16 protein-coding genes are annotated in these 15,741 nt (G+C 63.8%); 6 read left to right on the top strand and 10 right to left on the bottom strand.

Going from position 1 to position 15,741, the window contains the following annotated elements:
- Positions 1-2 precede the first annotated feature (2 nt).
- Positions 3-1,265 carry an acetyl-CoA C-acetyltransferase gene (locus IRL76_RS09035; RefSeq protein WP_200981042.1) on the bottom strand — a complete coding sequence of 421 codons (1,263 nt, stop codon included), beginning with the start codon at positions 1,263-1,265 and terminating at the stop codon, positions 3-5.
- A 97-nt stretch (positions 1,266-1,362) separates the two neighbouring features.
- On the opposite strand from IRL76_RS09035, the gene IRL76_RS09030 reads away from it, so the two are divergent.
- The 6 genes from IRL76_RS09030 (at position 1,363) to IRL76_RS09005 (ending at position 8,819) form a co-directional block, all read left to right on the top strand.
- Positions 1,363-2,124 (top strand): crotonase/enoyl-CoA hydratase family protein, encoded by a 762-nt coding sequence (locus IRL76_RS09030; protein ID WP_425504489.1) that lies wholly within the window; start codon positions 1,363-1,365, stop codon positions 2,122-2,124.
- A 31-nt stretch (positions 2,125-2,155) separates the two neighbouring features.
- Positions 2,156-3,319, top strand: a complete 1,164-nt coding sequence (locus IRL76_RS09025; RefSeq protein WP_200981040.1) for an acyl-CoA dehydrogenase family protein — start codon at positions 2,156-2,158, stop codon at positions 3,317-3,319.
- Positions 3,320-3,405: 86 nt separating this feature from the next.
- Complete coding sequence (locus IRL76_RS09020) at positions 3,406-4,803, top strand: O-antigen ligase family protein (protein WP_200981039.1); 1,398 nt, start codon at positions 3,406-3,408, stop codon at positions 4,801-4,803.
- Positions 4,796-5,482, top strand: coding sequence for a polysaccharide biosynthesis/export family protein (locus IRL76_RS09015; protein WP_200981038.1), 687 nt, complete (start codon positions 4,796-4,798; stop codon positions 5,480-5,482). Before IRL76_RS09020 ends, IRL76_RS09015 begins: the two co-directional genes overlap by 8 nt.
- The gene (locus IRL76_RS09010; RefSeq protein WP_200981037.1) at positions 5,479-7,677 is read left to right on the top strand and encodes a GumC family protein; all 2,199 of its coding nucleotides are present in this window, start codon (positions 5,479-5,481) and stop codon (positions 7,675-7,677) included. Before IRL76_RS09015 ends, IRL76_RS09010 begins: the two co-directional genes overlap by 4 nt.
- Positions 7,678-7,679: 2 nt before the next feature.
- Positions 7,680-8,819, top strand: a complete 1,140-nt coding sequence (locus tag IRL76_RS09005; RefSeq protein ID WP_200981036.1) for a hypothetical protein — start codon at positions 7,680-7,682, stop codon at positions 8,817-8,819.
- Here IRL76_RS09005 and IRL76_RS09000 read toward each other — a convergent pair.
- The 9 genes from IRL76_RS09000 to IRL76_RS08960 all read right to left on the bottom strand — a co-directional run bounded on the left by IRL76_RS09000 (position 8,809) and on the right by IRL76_RS08960 (position 15,712).
- Positions 8,809-9,921, bottom strand: a complete 1,113-nt coding sequence (locus IRL76_RS09000; RefSeq protein ID WP_200981035.1) for a glycosyltransferase — start codon at positions 9,919-9,921, stop codon at positions 8,809-8,811. The two genes, IRL76_RS09005 and IRL76_RS09000, sit on opposite strands and share 11 nt — an antisense overlap.
- A gap of 26 nt (positions 9,922-9,947) precedes the next feature.
- Positions 9,948-10,958 carry a fumarylacetoacetate hydrolase family protein gene (locus IRL76_RS08995; protein ID WP_200981034.1) on the bottom strand — a complete coding sequence of 337 codons (1,011 nt, stop codon included), beginning with the start codon at positions 10,956-10,958 and terminating at the stop codon, positions 9,948-9,950.
- 4 nt (positions 10,959-10,962) lie between these two features.
- Entirely contained in the window at positions 10,963-11,619 is a 657-nt protein-coding gene (maiA, locus tag IRL76_RS08990) for a maleylacetoacetate isomerase (RefSeq protein WP_200984254.1), read from the bottom strand.
- Between the two features lie 153 nt (positions 11,620-11,772).
- Positions 11,773-12,948 carry an acyl-CoA dehydrogenase gene (locus IRL76_RS08985; protein ID WP_200984253.1) on the bottom strand — a complete coding sequence of 392 codons (1,176 nt, stop codon included), beginning with the start codon at positions 12,946-12,948 and terminating at the stop codon, positions 11,773-11,775.
- Between the two features lie 69 nt (positions 12,949-13,017).
- Positions 13,018-13,467: a lasso peptide biosynthesis B2 protein gene (locus IRL76_RS08980; RefSeq protein ID WP_200981033.1), complete on the bottom strand. Its 450-nt coding sequence runs from the start codon at positions 13,465-13,467 to the stop codon at positions 13,018-13,020.
- A 34-nt stretch (positions 13,468-13,501) separates the two neighbouring features.
- A complete protein-coding gene (locus IRL76_RS08975; RefSeq protein WP_200981032.1) occupies positions 13,502-13,888 on the bottom strand; it encodes a four-helix bundle copper-binding protein in 387 nt (128 codons plus the stop codon).
- 73 nt (positions 13,889-13,961) lie between these two features.
- Positions 13,962-14,324 (bottom strand): response regulator, encoded by a 363-nt coding sequence (locus IRL76_RS08970; protein ID WP_200981031.1) that lies wholly within the window; start codon positions 14,322-14,324, stop codon positions 13,962-13,964.
- Positions 14,325-14,389: 65 nt separating this feature from the next.
- Entirely contained in the window at positions 14,390-14,863 is a 474-nt protein-coding gene (locus IRL76_RS08965; protein ID WP_200981030.1) for a hypothetical protein, read from the bottom strand.
- Positions 14,864-14,971: 108 nt separating this feature from the next.
- Positions 14,972-15,712: an OmpA family protein gene (locus tag IRL76_RS08960; RefSeq protein WP_200981029.1), complete on the bottom strand. Its 741-nt coding sequence runs from the start codon at positions 15,710-15,712 to the stop codon at positions 14,972-14,974.
- Between the last annotated feature and the right edge of the window lie 29 nt (positions 15,713-15,741).

Below are 15,741 nucleotides of genomic sequence, written 5' to 3'. Positions count from 1 at the left end.
GCTTACTCGACGAAGCCGTCGACGCGTTCGATGATGACCGCGGGTGCCATGCCGCCCGCGGCACACATGGTCACGAGGCCATAACGGCCACCCGAACGCTCGAGTTCGTCGAGGGCGGTGCCAATCAGGATCGAACCGGTTGCGCCGATCGGGTGGCCCAGCGCCATCGCGCCGCCGTTGATGTTGACCTTCTCGCGATCGAGGTCGAGGTCGCGGATGAACTTCTCGGCGACGACCGAGAACGCCTCGTTGATTTCCCAGACATCGATGTCGTCTTTCGACAGGCCGGCCTTCTCGAGCACCTTCTTGGCTGCCGGGACGGGCGCGTTGAGCATCAGCGTCGGGCAATCGCCCTGGTTGGCATAAGCGACGATGCGGCCACGCGGCTTGAGACCGTGTTCCTTGGCATATTCGTCCGAGGTGATCAGCAGCGCCGCAGCCCCGTCGACCACGCCCGAGCTGTTGCCGGCATGGTGGAAGTGCTCGATCTGCAGGTCTGGATACTTGCGGTTGATTTGCTTGCGGAAGGTCGTGCCGCCGATTTCGAAATCGGCAAGCTTGCCAAAGCTGGGCTGGAGTGCGGCCAGGCCCTCTGCCGTCGTTTCCGGACGCGGGAATTCCTCGTGATCCAGGGCAACCGAACCATCCTCGTTGTAGACCGGCACGACCGACTTGGCGAAGCGGCCTTCGTCGATGGCGCGCTTGGCCCGCTGCTGGCTCACGAGTGCGAGTGCGTCGAGATCCTCGCGGCTGATGCCTTCCATGCTGGCAATCGCATCGCCACACACGCCCTGGTGGCTCTGCGGGTGAAGCACGTCCAGAGCCTCGTTTCCGGCACCCATCATGCGCGGAGGCAAGCCGGCATTGGCCTGCTCGGCGGCATAGGCCGTGGTGTAGCTCATCATCTCGGTACCACCCGCGATGACGCAGTCTTCCATGCCCGACATGACCGTTGCTGCGGCAAGGTTCACCGAGGTGATGCCGCCGCCGCAGAAACGGTCCAGCGTCGTACCGCTGGCGCTGATGTCATAGCCTGCAGCGAGCGCGGACATGCGACCGAGGTCGCCGCCCTGCTTGCCGTTCTGGCTGCTGGTCGACCAGATGATGTCGTCGACGGTCGTCGTATCGAGGTGGTTCCGCTCCCGCAGTGCCTTCAGCACGGTGGCTGCCAGATGCTGGGGATGAAGGTGCGAAAGCGCGCCTTTGCCGGGCTTGCCGATGCCCCTAGGGGTACGGACGGCGTCGATGATATAGGCTTCGGCCATGGCAGTTCCTCTCAGCTCTGATAACGGTTGACGTTTGCGTAAACGTAGCCCAGCAATGGCGCAAGGCAAGTTTCAATTTGCAATGGGAGAGAGCCGCGTGAGCGAAGAAGTCCTGACGAGCGAAGAAGACGGCATCCTTGTCGTCACCATCAACCGCCCGGAAGCCAAGAATGCGATGACCAAGGCGGCTGCGGAAGGCATCGCGGCAGCGATGGATCGCCTTGACAGCGACGACAATCTGCGGGTCGGCATTCTGACCGGCGCTGGTGGCACTTTCTGTTCGGGCATGGATCTCAAGGGCTTCCTGCGCGGCGAATCGCCCAGCATCGAAGGGCGCGGTTTCGGTGGCATCGTGCAGAAGCCGCCAGTGAAGCCACTGATCGCTGCGGTCGAAGGCTATGCCCTTGCGGGCGGGCTCGAACTGATGATCGCCTGTGACCTGGTGGTGGCCCATTCCGGCGCCAAGTTCGGCATTCCCGAAGTAAAGCGCGGGCTCGTCGCCGCAGCCGGTGGCGTGATGATGCTGCCGGACCAGATTCCCGAGCGAGTCGCCATGGAACTAGCCCTTACCGGTGATTTCATCTCTGCTGCGCGGGCCTACGAACTGGGGCTGATCAACCGCGTGACCGATGGCTCGGCGCTCGACGGGGCGAAGGAACTTGCCGCAAGCATCGTGGCCAACGGCCCGCTCGCTGTCCGTGTCTCCAAGCAGATCGTCAAGGAATCGCGCGGCTGGCCGATGGAGGAACGCTACACGCGCCAGGGCCAGCTGATCGCACCGGTCTTCGTCAGCCATGATGCCCGCGAAGGCGCGGCTGCATTTGCCGAGAAGCGCAAGCCAAACTGGACCGGCAAGTAAGCGAAAGAATACGAGAGAGGACCCCCGAGAAATGCCAGCAATCGACGTGCCGCAGCCCGAGTTCATGAACGACGAGGAGATTTCGATCTTCGCCGACGCCGTGGGCAAGTTCTACCAGCAGCATGCGCCTGAAAAGCGCGTCCTCCAATGGCGCGAGAACGGGCAGGTGGAACGCGATTTCTGGCGTGAGGCGGGCCAGGCCGGACTGCTCGGCGTGTCGGTTCCGGTCGAATACGGCGGCCACGGCGGCGATTTCCGCCACGACATGGTGGTCATCGACCAGCAGGGCAAGCACGGGGTCGAAGGCTTCGCCGCCTCGCTGCACAATACCGTGATCCTGCCCTACCTCGTGCGTCACGGGACCGAGGAGCAGAAGAAGAAATACCTGCCCAAGCTCGTCTCCGGCGAACTGGTCAGCGCCATCGCCATGACCGAACCGGGCGTGGGTTCCGACCTCCAGAGCATCACCACCACAGCCCTGAAGGACGGCAACGGTTACCGCATCAACGGGGCCAAGACGTACATCTCGAACGGCCAGACCGCCGACTTCATCGTCGTCGTCGCCAAGACCGATCCCAACGAGCGGGCCAAGGGCATTTCGCTGATGCTGCTCGAAACCGAAGGGGCGGAAGGCTTCCAGCGCGGCAAGAAGCTCGACAAGATCGGTCTCGACGCTGCCGACACGTCCGAACTGTTCTTTGACGATGTCTTCGTGCCGGCCGAAAATGTTCTCGGCGGGGTCGAGGGCAAGGGCTTCTACCAGCTGATGGGGGAACTGCCGCAGGAACGCCTGATCATCGCCATGGGCGCGATGAACGGGATCGAGAAAGCGCTCGAGGTCACGCTGGACTACGTCAAGAGCCGCAAGGCCTTCGGCCAGACCATCTGGGATTTCCAGAATACCCAGTTCGTGCTCGCCGACCTCAAGGCGCGCGGCACTGCGGCGCGAGTCTTCGTCAACGACTGCATCGCCCGCCACCTGAAGGGCGAACTCGACGTCGCAACCGCCTGCATGGCCAAATACTGGGTCACCGAGCTGCAAGGCGAGGTTGTCGACAAGTGCCTGCAGTTCCACGGCGGCGCCGGCTACATCAACGATTATCCGATCGCACGGATGTATCGTGACAGCCGCATCACCCGCATCTTCGGCGGCTCGAACGAAGTCATGAAGATGGTGATCGCCCGCTCGATGTAGGCGAAAGCGGTGGATAGGCCGCGCCTGCAGGTTCGCTGTATGCGCGGCGCGATCTAAACCGGTTCCCGAAGGAGCCGGGACGAGCCATGACGGGTCTGCACAAGCGCCTGCCGCAAACGCGCCACGGTTGGGTCGTGGCCGCCTATGTCGCCATCGCCATGGTCCTGGGTGGGGGCGGATCGCCGAGTGCAGCGGCCGAAATCCTCGTCCAGATCGGCTTTGCGGCCTGCGTCATCGCATGGGTATTCTGGGCCGGCGAGACCCGGCGACTGCCGAAGCAGATCGTCTGGATTGCCGCGCTCATTGTCGGTTTGCCGATCCTTCAGCTGGTTCCTCTGCCGCCGTCCTTGTGGAAGGCCTTGCCCGGTCGCGAATTGTTCGCGGGCTCGCTCGAACTGGTTGGCGCGGAGTCGGGTTGGCAGCCACTGTCAGTTGCGCCCTTCAACACACTGGCCAGCCTGCTCGCGTTGATCCCTGTCGCCGGGACGATGCTCGCTGTCTCGACCCTTAGGTCGGCCGACCGGCGTGCCGTGACCCTCCTCATCGGGCTGCTCGCCCTTGCTGGATCAGCACTTGGGGTATTGCAGATGGCAGGCGGGCCAGGTGCGTTCCGACTCTACGAGGTCAGCCACGATTTCTGGCTCACGGCCTTCCATGCCAGCCGGAATTCGGCTGCAGATGCACTTCTCATCGGATCGCTCGCGCTTACTGCCTGGGTGGCAACGACAACCGGAAGGCGACCGCTTTTCCGCGGCGACCTTGGCCTGTTGCTATTGTTTCAGGCTTTCCTGTTGCTCGCCCTCGTACTGACAGGATCGCGTGCAGGTATCGGCCTGTTGCCGCTGGTCCTTTTGGTGGAGTTCCTCATGCTGCGCAGTGTCGGGCTAGCGCGACAGCTGTCCGCCGGCATGGCTGCTCTGGGGGGGCTCGTTGCGGCGGTCGCAGTGACAGCTACAACATTGTCCGGCAATCCCCGCATCGACGCCGTACTCGCTCGCTTCGATGCCTCGCGCGACTTCCGCAGCGAACTGTGGCAGGACACGGTCACCGCAATCGGTCACTACTGGCCCGCGGGCAGTGGGCTTGGGACCTTCACCCGCGTGTTCCTCCCGGTCGAGCGCGCGCAGGTCCTCGATGACCTGTTTCCCAATCGCGTGCACAACGATTTCCTCGAGTTCTTGCTCGAGGCAGGGGTGCTGGCTCCGCTACTACTCGCAGCGGTACTGGCGCTGATTCTGCCGCTCGCACGCAAGGCGTGGTCGCGTGGCACCGCCGACCGTCCGATGGTCCTACTCTCTTTCGGTATTTTAATGGTGATAGGGCTCCACAGCCTCGTTGATTATCCGCTGAGAAACATGGCATTGGCGAGCCTTGCTGGGGTCGCGGTCGGCCTGCTGGGCGCATTGTCTCGCGTGTCCGGGGATCACCGCAGGATGGACGCGGAAAATGACGGTTCGCAGCTTGGGTTTACGCAGCATGCGTAACATCGGTCTTCTTGCCGCATGCCTGGTCATGACTGCCTGCCAGCGCGGCAATGACTCCATCATCCCTGAGGGGGATGCGGGATATGCCGCGATTGCCATCGACGATTCCGACCGGCTGCCTAGCCGCTACGCACTTTCGCCAGGTGACGTCATTTCCGTTCGGGTCTTCGACGAGGCGGATCTCAGTGTCGAAGAGATTGCGCTCGACAACGCGGGTGTCGTCAGCCTGCCGTTGATCGGTGACGTACATGCAGCCGGATTGACTGCGACCGAGCTCGCCCACGCGGTCGAGGCGGCCTATGCCGCCGACTATGTGCGCGATCCGCGCGTATCGGTGCTGGTCAAGAAGACTCAGGTTCGTACAATCGCGGTCGAAGGCGAGGTCGCGCTTCCCGGGGTATATCCCTATGCCGAAGGCCAGACCTTGCTGACCGCACTGGCGCTTGCCCGCAGCCCTACGGAAAAAGCCCGGCTCGACGAAATCCTCATTTTCCGCACGGTAGACGGTGAGCGGATGGCAGGCCGCTTCGATGCACGGGCCATTCGCGGTGGCCGAATGCCCGACGTCCCCCTGCTGCCGGGTGACACAGTGGTGGTCGGGTTCTCCAGCTCGCGTGGGGCATTCCTCGATGCCATTCGGGCTATTCCCGTGATCGGCATCTTCAGGCCCTGGCCATGAGCGCAGAGCCGGCTATCCCTACTGCGCGCTATCAGGCGGCTTACCTGGCTGCGGGCGAGAACCCGATCAGCGCGAATATCCGCCACGCCGTTGCCGCGCTCCGGCGCCATTTGTGGATGGCCTTGGCGATCATTGGCGCGGCGATCATCCTGGCGCTGATTTCGACGTTGCTGGACACGCCTCGCTATACCGCCGAAACCAGCGTGCAGATCAACGACCAGAGCGACGAGGTGCTTGGCTCCAAGTTCGAGACCGGCACTGTCTCGCCGGTAACGTCCGACTGGGACATCGACCGCTTCCTCAATACCCAGCTGGACGTGCTGCGTAGCCGCGGTCTTGCCGAGCGGGTAGCCGATCGGCTCGATGTAGCGGGCAACGAGCAGTTCTTTTCCGCGATGGAAGTCCCGCCATCGGCTCTCACCGGCGATCAAACGCAGGACCGCGCGCTGGCCGTGGAGCTCCTGCGCGACAATCTTGAAGTGGAGCTTCCCCGCGCCACCCGCGTCGCGAGCATCTCGTTTACTTCGACCGATGCAACGATGAGCGCTTCCGTCGCCAACGCCTTCGCCGAAGAATTCATCCAGGCGAACCTGCAACGCCGCTTCGACAGCACCTCCTATGCCCGTGACTTCGTGGCCGATCAGCTCGAAGAGGCGCGTGCCGATCTCGAGGATTCGGAGCGCGAGCTCAACGATTACGCCAAGAGCGTGGGCCTCATCCGCACGCGTGATGCGCTCACTCCCGACGGACGCGATGCGCTGACCGGCACAGTGACCACGTCCAGCCTCGTGCAGCTCAATGACGCCGCGATCCAGGCGAAGGCGGCGCGGATCGAGGCGCAGGCTCGCTGGCAAGCGATCCAGGGCTCCCCGTTGCTTGCATCCCAACCGGTGCTTGCCAACCCCACGGTGCAGGCGCTGATGACCAAGCGGGCCGAGATCCAGAGCGAACTCCAGGTCGCGAGGGATCGTTACCTCGACAACCATCCTGCGATCAGCAGGCTGGAAGGCGATCTGCAGGCGGTCAGTCGACAGCTTGAAAGCACGGCGCGGCAGGTGCGGGAATCGATCCACGCCGAATATCGCGCTGCGCAGAGCGCGCAGGACCAGCTGGATGGTCAGGTAAAACGTGCTCGTGGAGACAGTCTTGCCGAACAAGACCAGTCGGTTCGTTACAACGTTCTCGCCCGACAGGCGGATACGGCGCGCTCGATCTACGACGGCTTGCTCCAGCGCTATCGCGAACTGAATGCGTCGGCCGGTATTGCATCGAGCAACATCGCGATCATCGACCGCGCGGAGGCACCGACCGACCCGTCTTCGCCCAATGTGCCGCGCAACCTTGCGTTGGGCCTTTTGCTGGGGCTCGGCCTTGCCGGTGTCGCGGTATTCCTGCGCGACCAGCTCGACGACGTGATCCACACGCCTGAAGACGTCGAGGACAAGCTCGAAATGCCGCTCCTGGGCGTGGTCCCGCGTACCGAAGATACGTCACCTCTCGAAGCGCTGGACAATCCCAAGTCGCCAATCGCCGAGGCGTACAATTCGCTGCGCGGTGCCTTGCTCTATTCGACGCCGCAAGGGCTGCCCAAGGTGCTTGTCGTCACCAGCGCCCAGGCGCACGAAGGCAAGAGCACCTCGAGCCTCGCCATCGCCATGGGTTTTGCCCGCATCGGTCTGAAGCCGCTGCTGATCGATGCCGATTTGCGCCGTCCGGCCCTCGACAAGCTGCTTGGGCTTCGGCTCGAACGGGGGCTCACAGACCTGCTTGTTACGCAGGACGATCCCAAGACCGCGATCGTGAAGATCAAGGATCGCAAGATCGACCTTCTCCCGACCGGCCCGCTTCCGCCGAGCCCTTCGGAAATGCTTTCATCGCCGCGGATGGCGCAGTTGCTGGAAAGCTTCGCCGACACCTACGACGTGGTCATCCTCGACAGCCCGCCGGTCCTCGGCCTCGCCGATGCGCCAATGCTGGCTGCGATTGCGGACGGCACCATCTTCGTCGTCGAGGCGGAACGCGGACGGAGCGGTTCGCTGAAGGCGGCGCTGCGGCGCTTGCGGTCGATGAAGCCGGTCCTGCTCGGTGCCGTGCTGGCAAAGTTCGATCCGACCAAGTCGGGTAATCGCTACTCGGCCTACTATGGCTACGATTACTACCAGTACGCCACCGGCGAGCGGCGTAACGAGGCCTGATCGTGGGGCGCCGGCACCTGGCTACAGGGGTAGGTGTCCTGGCATTTGCCTTCCTCGCGCTGGTGAACGGTTTCGACCGGATGAGCGAGCAGCGTCCCTCGTTCGGGCGATTCGTCCCTCAGACCTTCGCTGCGACTTCATCCCGACGTGCTGCGGCTGATTTTCTCCTCGAACCTGATGTGCAGGCGGCGCGAGGTGCAGCAGCCGCTGCAATAACGAAGGATCCTCTCGAAGCGAGATCTCTGGGATTTCTCGGCACTGCTCTGCTTCAGTCGGGCCAGGTCTTGCCCGCGCATCGCGCCTTCCTCCAGGCCGCGAAGCTGAGCAAGCGCGAGCCACTTTCCCAACTCTATTTCTTCGAGCAGGAGCTGTCCGTGGGCTCCTATGCGCGGGCAGCTGCCCGGCTCGATGCATTCTTGCGCAGCGTCGCCAATCGGGACGTGGCACAGGTGATGCTCGCAATGTTCGAGGAAAGGGCAGGCAACGGGGCCTACCTCACCCAACGGCTGGCCGATAGTCCGCGATGGGCCGATGCCTATCTCAGGGCCGAAGGAGCTGACCCCGAAAGGTTGCGCAAGCGTGCGACATTCCTCGCGCGCAGCGATGTTTCGCTCGACGCTATCGGTTGCGACGCGGTTCTTCCGATGATCCGCGAACTGGGCCGGCTCAATTTCCGTACCGAGGCGGACAGTGTTACGCGAAGGCATTGCCCCGGCAGGGCGCCGGAAGGTGACATTGCCGATGCCGAGTTCGAAGCTTTTGGCGACGATACGGCTCCCCTCGGCTGGCGACGCTATCGCAGCGGCGATGTTCGGGTGACACGCCTTGCAGGAGATGAAGCGCGTATCGAACTTGAGAACCGGTCGAGTGTCACGCGACTGGTGCTGTCGCAGCCGGTGTCGCTGGCGCCTGGCAGCTATGTGATCCGCGCCAAGGTCGACGGTCCGGGAGGGCAGGACCTCGTGGCCTCGTTAAACTGTACTACCCCGTCGCGTCCGCGGGCGCAGCGCCAGAGGATAGATCGCGATGGTCAGACGTTGACCGCCGTGACCTGCGCGGATGCAGTTCTTGGCTTGTGGTTGCGACCGGGGTCGGGACGGGTGGTGGTCGACCGGATCGAGCTTTCGCCGCTCAACCCCTGATCAGGGCTGCATAGGTCGCTTCCCACTGCGCTAGCACGGCGTCCCTCCCGAAGGTTTCGCCTGCAAGCCTTTGCGCAGCGCGCGACATGGCCCGCCATTGGGTCTCCGTCATTGCGAATGCTTCGACCAATTTCGCGGCAATTCCGTCTGGTTCGGTGGAACAGGCAATTGCCGCACCTTCCGCATAACCCCCGTGCAGGTGGCATGCCTCGGTCATGATGGTCGGTGTCCCTGCCGCCCAGGCCTCGAGCACGGTTACGGGCAGGCCCTCACTCTTCGTCGGCAAGACGAAGAAACGGGCCATGTCGAACAGCGCGGCCTTTTGCGATTCGAACACCGTGCCGACGAAATCGATCGAGTCCTCGCCGGCAACAAATGCGCGGTTGAGCGCATCGATGCTGGCATCGTCGCCCCATCCCGCAATGGTCAGATGGGCGTCTTGCGGAAGGTGTGGGCGGGCAAGGCGCCAGGCTTCGATCAATGCACCGATGTTCTTCTTCTCGTGGATACGGCCAAGGTAGATTGCGCTGGCCGAGGGCATCGAAGTCCGGCTTGGGCCTGGCGGAGGAGCCATGTTGGGAATGATCGACACCAGCATGCCGGGTACCTCGCGCAGGCTATCGTGCGCTTCGGCTTCGGTGAGGGCGTGGAACGCGTTGGCCGAGCGCCATGCCCTATGCTCCCACAGCATTCGCGCGGGCAGCTTCTTCCAGCGGTTTCGCCGGGTGATCCACGGGTCGAGCATTCCGTGCGGGCTGAGCAGCATCGGCTTGCCGGTCCTGCGCGCCCACTTGCCCGCGGCGTGGCTGGGGAATTGCCAGATGCCGTGGAGGTGCAGCAGGTCGAGCTTCGCATCGGCCAGAATGCCGTCCAGTTCGGGCGAGTAGGCGAGGACCTTGGGGCCGGTCCTGCGCGCCAGACGCACCTCGAATCCTTCAAGGCGGTGACGGTCCTTCTCGTGCGCCTCGTCTTCGACTGCAATCACGACAGGGATCGCGCCAAGCGAGCGGAGCAGATCCGCCTGCGCGATGACGGCCTCGAATATCCCGCCATTCGCCCGGCTCGCCCAGGCCGACAGCAGCCCAATGCGCTTGCCGGTCAAAGACGGTTCGGGTGGCGAAGGCGTACTCAGGCTTGCACCACCTTCTGCTCGATCGCACCGAAGATCGAGTGATGGTGGGCATCCTTCATCTCGACGCGGACGACGTCGCCCGGCTTCATGAAGGGCGTGCTCGGCTTGCCCGTAGCAATGGTCTCGATCATGCGGATTTCGGCAATGCAGCTGTAGCCGAGACCGCCTTCGCTGACCGGCTTGCCCGGGTCGCCATCGGGACCCTGGTTCGACACAGTGCCTGAACCGATGATGGTGCCTGCGGACAGGCGCCGGGTCTTGGCAGCGTGAGCGACGAGTTGCGCCAGGTTGAAGGTCGCGTCCTTGCCGGCATCGGCACGCCCGAAAGCCTCGCCATTGTAGTCGACCATCAGCGGCAGGTGGACGAGGCTGTCGCGCCAGTCGTCGCCCAGCTCGTCGGGTGTCACCGCGACCGGGCTGAACGCACTGGCCGGCTTGGACTGGAAGAAGCCGAAGCCCTTCGCGAGCTCGTCGGGGATGAGACCGCGCAGCGACACGTCATTGACCAGCATGACCAGCTTGATGTGATCCGCGGCAGCCTCCGCCGACACGCCCATCGGCACGTCGTCGGTGATGACCGCGACTTCGCCTTCCATGTCGCAGCCCCAGGCGATGTCGCCCAGCGGGATGTCCTCGCGGGGACCAAGGAAGGCATCGCTGCCACCCTGGTACATAAGCGGGTCGTGATAGAAGCTCTCCGGCACTTCGGCACCGCGCGCCTTCCTCACCAGTTCGACGTGATTGATGTAGGCCGAGCCGTCAGCCCACTGGTAGGCACGCGGGAGCGGCGACATTGCCTCACGCTCGTGGAAGCGCTCGCACGGCACCGCCTGGTGCTCCACATCGCGATAGAGCGCTTCGAGGTTGGGCGACACGCGCTCCCAATTGTCGAGCGCATATTGCAGCGTGGGCGCGATATAGCCTGCGGCGCAGCAGCGGGTCAGGTCTTTCGAGACCACCACCAGCTTTCCGTCACGGGTTCCGTCGTTGAGCGTGGCGAGTTTCATGGCGTCAGTCTCCTTGCGGTCCCTTGTAGTCGGGACTGTCTATCTGGTTGTCCGGATATGCGCGCCGGAATTCGTCGCGCGCGAGGCAGGCGGCCTCGATCCGGGTGATGTGGGGGTGGTTGCCGAGGTCGAAAGACAGCTTCCGCGCGTTGAACACCTGCGGCAACAGGACGACTTCGAACAGGCCGGGACGATCCATCAGGAAGTCCCCTGATCCCAGCTGGGCAAGCTTCACCTCGACCGGGTCGAGCGTGCGGGCGAGCCAGTGGCGGTACCATTCGTCGGTTTCCTGCTCGCTATGGCCCATCGCGCCGCGCAGGTGCTTCAGCACCTGCAGGTTGTTCAGCGCATGGATTTCGGTCGCGATGGCATAGGCCAGTTCGCGCACGGTGTAGCGATCCTCGACCGAGGCAGGCAGCAGCGGTTTTTCCGGATAGGCCTCGTCCAGCCATTCGAGGATGGCCATCGACTGCGCCCGGTCGCGTCCGTCGGCTTCGAGCATGGGCACGCCGCCGAACGGATTGCGCGCCACGAATTCCGGCGCCTTCTGCCCGTCGGTGCGCAGGTCGACCGGGATGACCTCGTAGTCGAGCCCCTTGAGGTTAAGGGCGATGCGCAGGCGATAGCTGGTCGAACTGCGGAAGTAGGCGAAGAGGCGCATCATGATTCCGCTCCTACAATATGGAACACATGGAACACGGTCCTGGAAATAAGGACGAAGGGCGCCCGAAATGCCGCAAAACCGAGGCTTTCAGCTGGTTGCGAACCGATCATGCGACCTTCCTGCCACCATGCCGAAAAGTGGGAAAGGGCTTCAGAACGCCGCAATCCCCGTCACCGCGCGACCCAGGATCAGCGCATGGACGTCATGCGTGCCTTCGTAGGTGTTGACCGTCTCCAGGTTCACCATGTGGCGGATGACCTGATACTCTTCCGAGATGCCGTTGCCGCCGTGCATGTCGCGGGCCTTGCGCGCGATATCGAGCGCCTTGCCGACATTGTTGCGCTTGACGATAGAGATCATCTCCGGCGCGAACTTGCCTTCGTCCATCAGGCGCCCGACGCGCAAGGACGACTGCAGGCCGAGCGAGATTTCGGTCATCATGTCGGCCAGCTTCAATTGGTACAGCTGCTTGGAAGCCAGCGGCACGCCGAACTGGTGACGGTCGAGTCCATACTGGCGCGCGGCGTGCATGCAGAATTCGGCCGCGCCGAGCGCGCCCCAGCTGATGCCATAGCGGGCACGATTGAGGCAGCCGAAGGGGCCCTTGAGGCCCTGGACCTCGGGCAGCAGCGCGTCCTCGCCCACTTCGACCTCGTCCATGACGATCATGCCGGTGGTCGATGCGCGAAGGCTGATCTTGCCCTTGATCTTGGGGGCGGAGAGGCCCTTCATGCCCTTTTCCAGGATGAAGCCGCGTATGCCGCCGCCATGCGCCTCGCTCTTCGCCCAGACGACGAAGACATCAGCGAAGGGAGAATTTGAAATCCAGGTCTTCGAACCGGAAATGACGTAGCCGCCGTCGACCTTCTTAGCGACGGTCTTCATGCCTGCCGGGTCCGATCCCGCATCGGGCTCGGTCAGGCCGAAGCAACCGATGAGCCTGCCGCTGGCGAGACCGGGCAGGTACTTCTTCTTCTGCTCTTCCGACCCGTATTCGCTGATCGGGAACATGACGAGGCTCGACTGGACCGAGGCCATCGAGCGGTACCCCGAGTCGACACGCTCGATTTCACGCGCAATCAGGCCATAGGCCACGTAGCTGGCACCGGCGCCACCGTATTCCGGGTCGATCGTCGCGCCGAGGAGACCGGCTTCACCCATCATGGGGAAGAGTTCGGGATCGTCGATTTCCTTCGAAAATCCTTCGATCACGCGGGGTTGCAGCTCGCCCTGTGCGAAGGCGTGGGCTGCGTCGCGGATCATCCGCTCTTCCTCGGTCAACTGCTCGTCGAGGTTGAAGGGATCTTCCCAGGCGAAGGGCACCATTCCGGCCATGTGGTCTCCTTTGTTACGGTCCCGCCACTGGCAGGCTTGCCCGCCTTCCGCAAGGGGGCGTCAGGCCTGTTGCGGACCCTTGTTGGTGAACAGCGTGTAGCGGCTCTCGTCGCAAATTCCCGTGACCCATTCGTCGTCGACCTTGAGCCAGGCATGGAAGCGCGGGACGCCGGCGTCGTCGCGCATCGTGCCGATATAAAGCTGCGAAGGAATCCCGCGCCGCTCCAGCATACGCCGTGCAGCCAGCGCCTGGGGCAGGCACTGCGGGGACCCCGGCATATTTCGCAGAGCCCGCGACACGGCGAGCCGGATACGGCGCACTGTGGCGATGTCGGTGCCCCTGGGATGCTTTGCCGGATCGGACGGCGCTCCGGTGCCGAAATGCGAGCGCCAGTGCCGCGGAGGGACGGCGCGCACGAGCCATTGGGCCCAGGCGATCCGTCCCATCGCCTCGATCGTGGCGACGCGGTCAGCCGCGTCGAGCGCAATCAGGGTCTGCAGCTTCGGCACATGGCGAGATTACCATGCGCCGTCGCAAATCCAATCAGTTGATGAGGGGCAGCGCCTTGCGGCAGTCCTCTGCGCATTCGCGGCACATCTGCGCACAAAGCTGGCAATGCGGATTGTCATGCCCTTCGCATTCGGCGGCGCAGGTTTCGCAAGCCTTGATGCACGCTTCCACCTGGGCGCGCAGGACATCGATGTTCTGGGCAGTACGGCGCACTGCGAGGCGGGCGGTTGCAGCACAGACGTCGGCGCAGTCGAGGCAGTTGCGGATGCACTGCGCCATGTCCATGTCCTCGGCCACGCAGGCGTCGGCGCAGGAAGTGCAGAAGAGCGAGCACAGCATTGCGTGGCGGGCAGCAAGGACGAGTTCCTCGGTCTCGTCCTGCACCTGCGGATGGGCGGCGATCATTTTCGGGAGCGACATGAAAATTCCTTTCGGGATTGGTGGGTTACCTTACCCAACCGATCCCGAACGGCGCCGGTTCCGAAATTGTCCGTCAGTGCTGGTGGAGGGCCTGCTGTACGCTGGCGATGACATCGGCCGGGGGGCAAGGCTTGGCAAGTGCCTGGGCCGAGGGATAGCGCTGGGCAACCTCGCCGGGGGTCAGCTGGCCCGAGTGGAAGATGACGGGCACGTTCTCGGCCATCATCTGCTCTGCCAGCGGATAGACGATGCCGTCGCCGAGCTGGACGTCGAGAATCGCGACGTCGGGCTTGTTCTTCTGAAAGGCGAGCATGGCGGACGAAATGTCGTCGTAGGGGCCTTCGACTTCGTAGCCGGCTTCGGCCACCGTGTCGCAAAGATCGTAACCCACGATGAGCTCGTCTTCGGCGACGAGAACACGCAATTGCTGTCCCATCCTTGCTCTCCTGTCAGGCGACGACCCTGAGGGAACAACATCGCTTCCGAAGGATTGTTCCCGCCTTAATCGAGCTTGCCGTACTTTCCTGCAAAACCGGCTTCGTCGCCCTCTGCGAGCAGTTTCGCCTGGCCTACCCAGTCGTCACGGCGGATACGCCCCTGGAAGCGACCGAGCTGGGCATCGACCCGCTCGATCTCGGCGTCGTCCCAGGCGGCGATTTGCGCAAATCCGGTGATCCCCATCTCGCCCAGCGTGGTGGCCAGCTTGGGACCCAGGCCCTTGATCCGGGTGAGGTCGTCGCCCGTCGACGGTGCCGGAGTCGCGGCTTTCGGTGCCGGGTCGACGGTTGCCGCGGGGGCGCTGTCGATCAGCGCACGGTTTCGTTCGGCAGGTGCTGCGCCCTCGTCGAGCACGTCATGCAAAGTGCCGGTCACGCGCGTCTTGCGATTGGCGCGGAAGACGTACCAGGCGATGACAAGCCCGACGACCAGCGCGAGCACGATCGCGGGCCAGTAGGTTTGCAGCAGTTCGGTCATTCGCCATCCCTTTCGGTGTCGCTGCGGCCCCAAAGGACCCAGCCAATTCCTATTCCGGCCCCATATCCTGCAAGCATCAGGGCGACCAGTTCGAACCAGACAGGCATCTCAACGCGCTCCCGGGGTATCGACAGGCGTGGGGGTCAACGGCTCGGTCCGTATCACGGCAAATTCGATGCGCCGATTGGCAGGATCTTCGGGCGTCAGGCCGTCAACCGGTTCCGAGGAACCGACCCCGCGCGCCCTGAGCCCGTCGCGGGGAATGCCCCGGCCGACAAGCGCCTCGCGCACGGCGCGGGCACGCTCCATGCTGAGAGCGATATTGCCCGCCTCGTTCCCGATCCTGTCGGTATGCCCCGTGATGGAGATTATCGAACCGAGGCACGGACGCAGGGCATCGGCGACCTCGTCCAAAAGCTTGCGGCTCGAAGGGTCGAGCGAACTCGACGCTTCCTCGAACCTGATGGATCGCGTGCGCAACAGACCGGCGACATCATCCTGACAATGGAGCGGTTCGTATTTCAGCTTCGCGCTCTCGGCACGTGCCGTCCCATCGGCCCAGGCCACGCCGCCAACTCCCGGGACAGCGGCGACGGCATGGGCGACGCGGGCACGGGTGTCGTCATCGAGCCTGCGACCGCCCTTGAGCCACGGATGGCGTGTCGGCGAGCCATTCCGGTCGACGAAATCCGCCTCGACGCCGCGGCCGCCGGCTTCGTCGATGGCTGCCTTGGCTTTCGCCTGAAGCGGAGCGACGAAAGCGTCTGCCGTCGGCAATGCAACGGCATAGCCTATGGCGGCGATCAGGACGGCGCCGGAAAAGATCGCAAGGGAAGGGCGGATGCGCATGGCGGGGTTCCTAGCCGAGCCTGGCCTGC

The organism is Qipengyuania soli (assembly GCF_015529805.1).
In the GTDB taxonomy this organism is placed as follows: Bacteria; Pseudomonadota; Alphaproteobacteria; order Sphingomonadales; family Sphingomonadaceae; genus Qipengyuania; species Qipengyuania soli.
Note: the sequence above shows the minus strand (reverse complement) of the source record. Positions and strands in the feature narration are given on the sequence as shown.

Coding starts and splice junctions, on each gene's coding strand:
- IRL76_RS09010 (WP_200981037.1), top strand. CDS start 5,479: ATGAGCGCAGAGCCGGCTATCCCTACTGCGCGCTATCAGGCGGCTTAC.
- IRL76_RS09015 (WP_200981038.1), top strand. CDS start 4,796: ATGCGTAACATCGGTCTTCTTGCCGCATGCCTGGTCATGACTGCCTGC.
- IRL76_RS08985 (WP_200984253.1), bottom strand. CDS start 12,948: ATGGTGCCCTTCGCCTGGGAAGATCCCTTCAACCTCGACGAGCAGTTG.
- IRL76_RS08965 (WP_200981030.1), bottom strand. CDS start 14,863: ATGACCGAACTGCTGCAAACCTACTGGCCCGCGATCGTGCTCGCGCTG.
- IRL76_RS08995 (WP_200981034.1), bottom strand. CDS start 10,958: ATGAAACTCGCCACGCTCAACGACGGAACCCGTGACGGAAAGCTGGTG.
- IRL76_RS09020 (WP_200981039.1), top strand. CDS start 3,406: ATGACGGGTCTGCACAAGCGCCTGCCGCAAACGCGCCACGGTTGGGTC.
- maiA (WP_200984254.1), bottom strand. CDS start 11,619: ATGCGCCTCTTCGCCTACTTCCGCAGTTCGACCAGCTATCGCCTGCGC.
- IRL76_RS09025 (WP_200981040.1), top strand. CDS start 2,156: ATGCCAGCAATCGACGTGCCGCAGCCCGAGTTCATGAACGACGAGGAG.
- IRL76_RS08970 (WP_200981031.1), bottom strand. CDS start 14,324: ATGGGACAGCAATTGCGTGTTCTCGTCGCCGAAGACGAGCTCATCGTG.
- IRL76_RS08975 (WP_200981032.1), bottom strand. CDS start 13,888: ATGTCGCTCCCGAAAATGATCGCCGCCCATCCGCAGGTGCAGGACGAG.
- IRL76_RS09035 (WP_200981042.1), bottom strand. CDS start 1,265: ATGGCCGAAGCCTATATCATCGACGCCGTCCGTACCCCTAGGGGCATC.
- IRL76_RS08960 (WP_200981029.1), bottom strand. CDS start 15,712: ATGCGCATCCGCCCTTCCCTTGCGATCTTTTCCGGCGCCGTCCTGATC.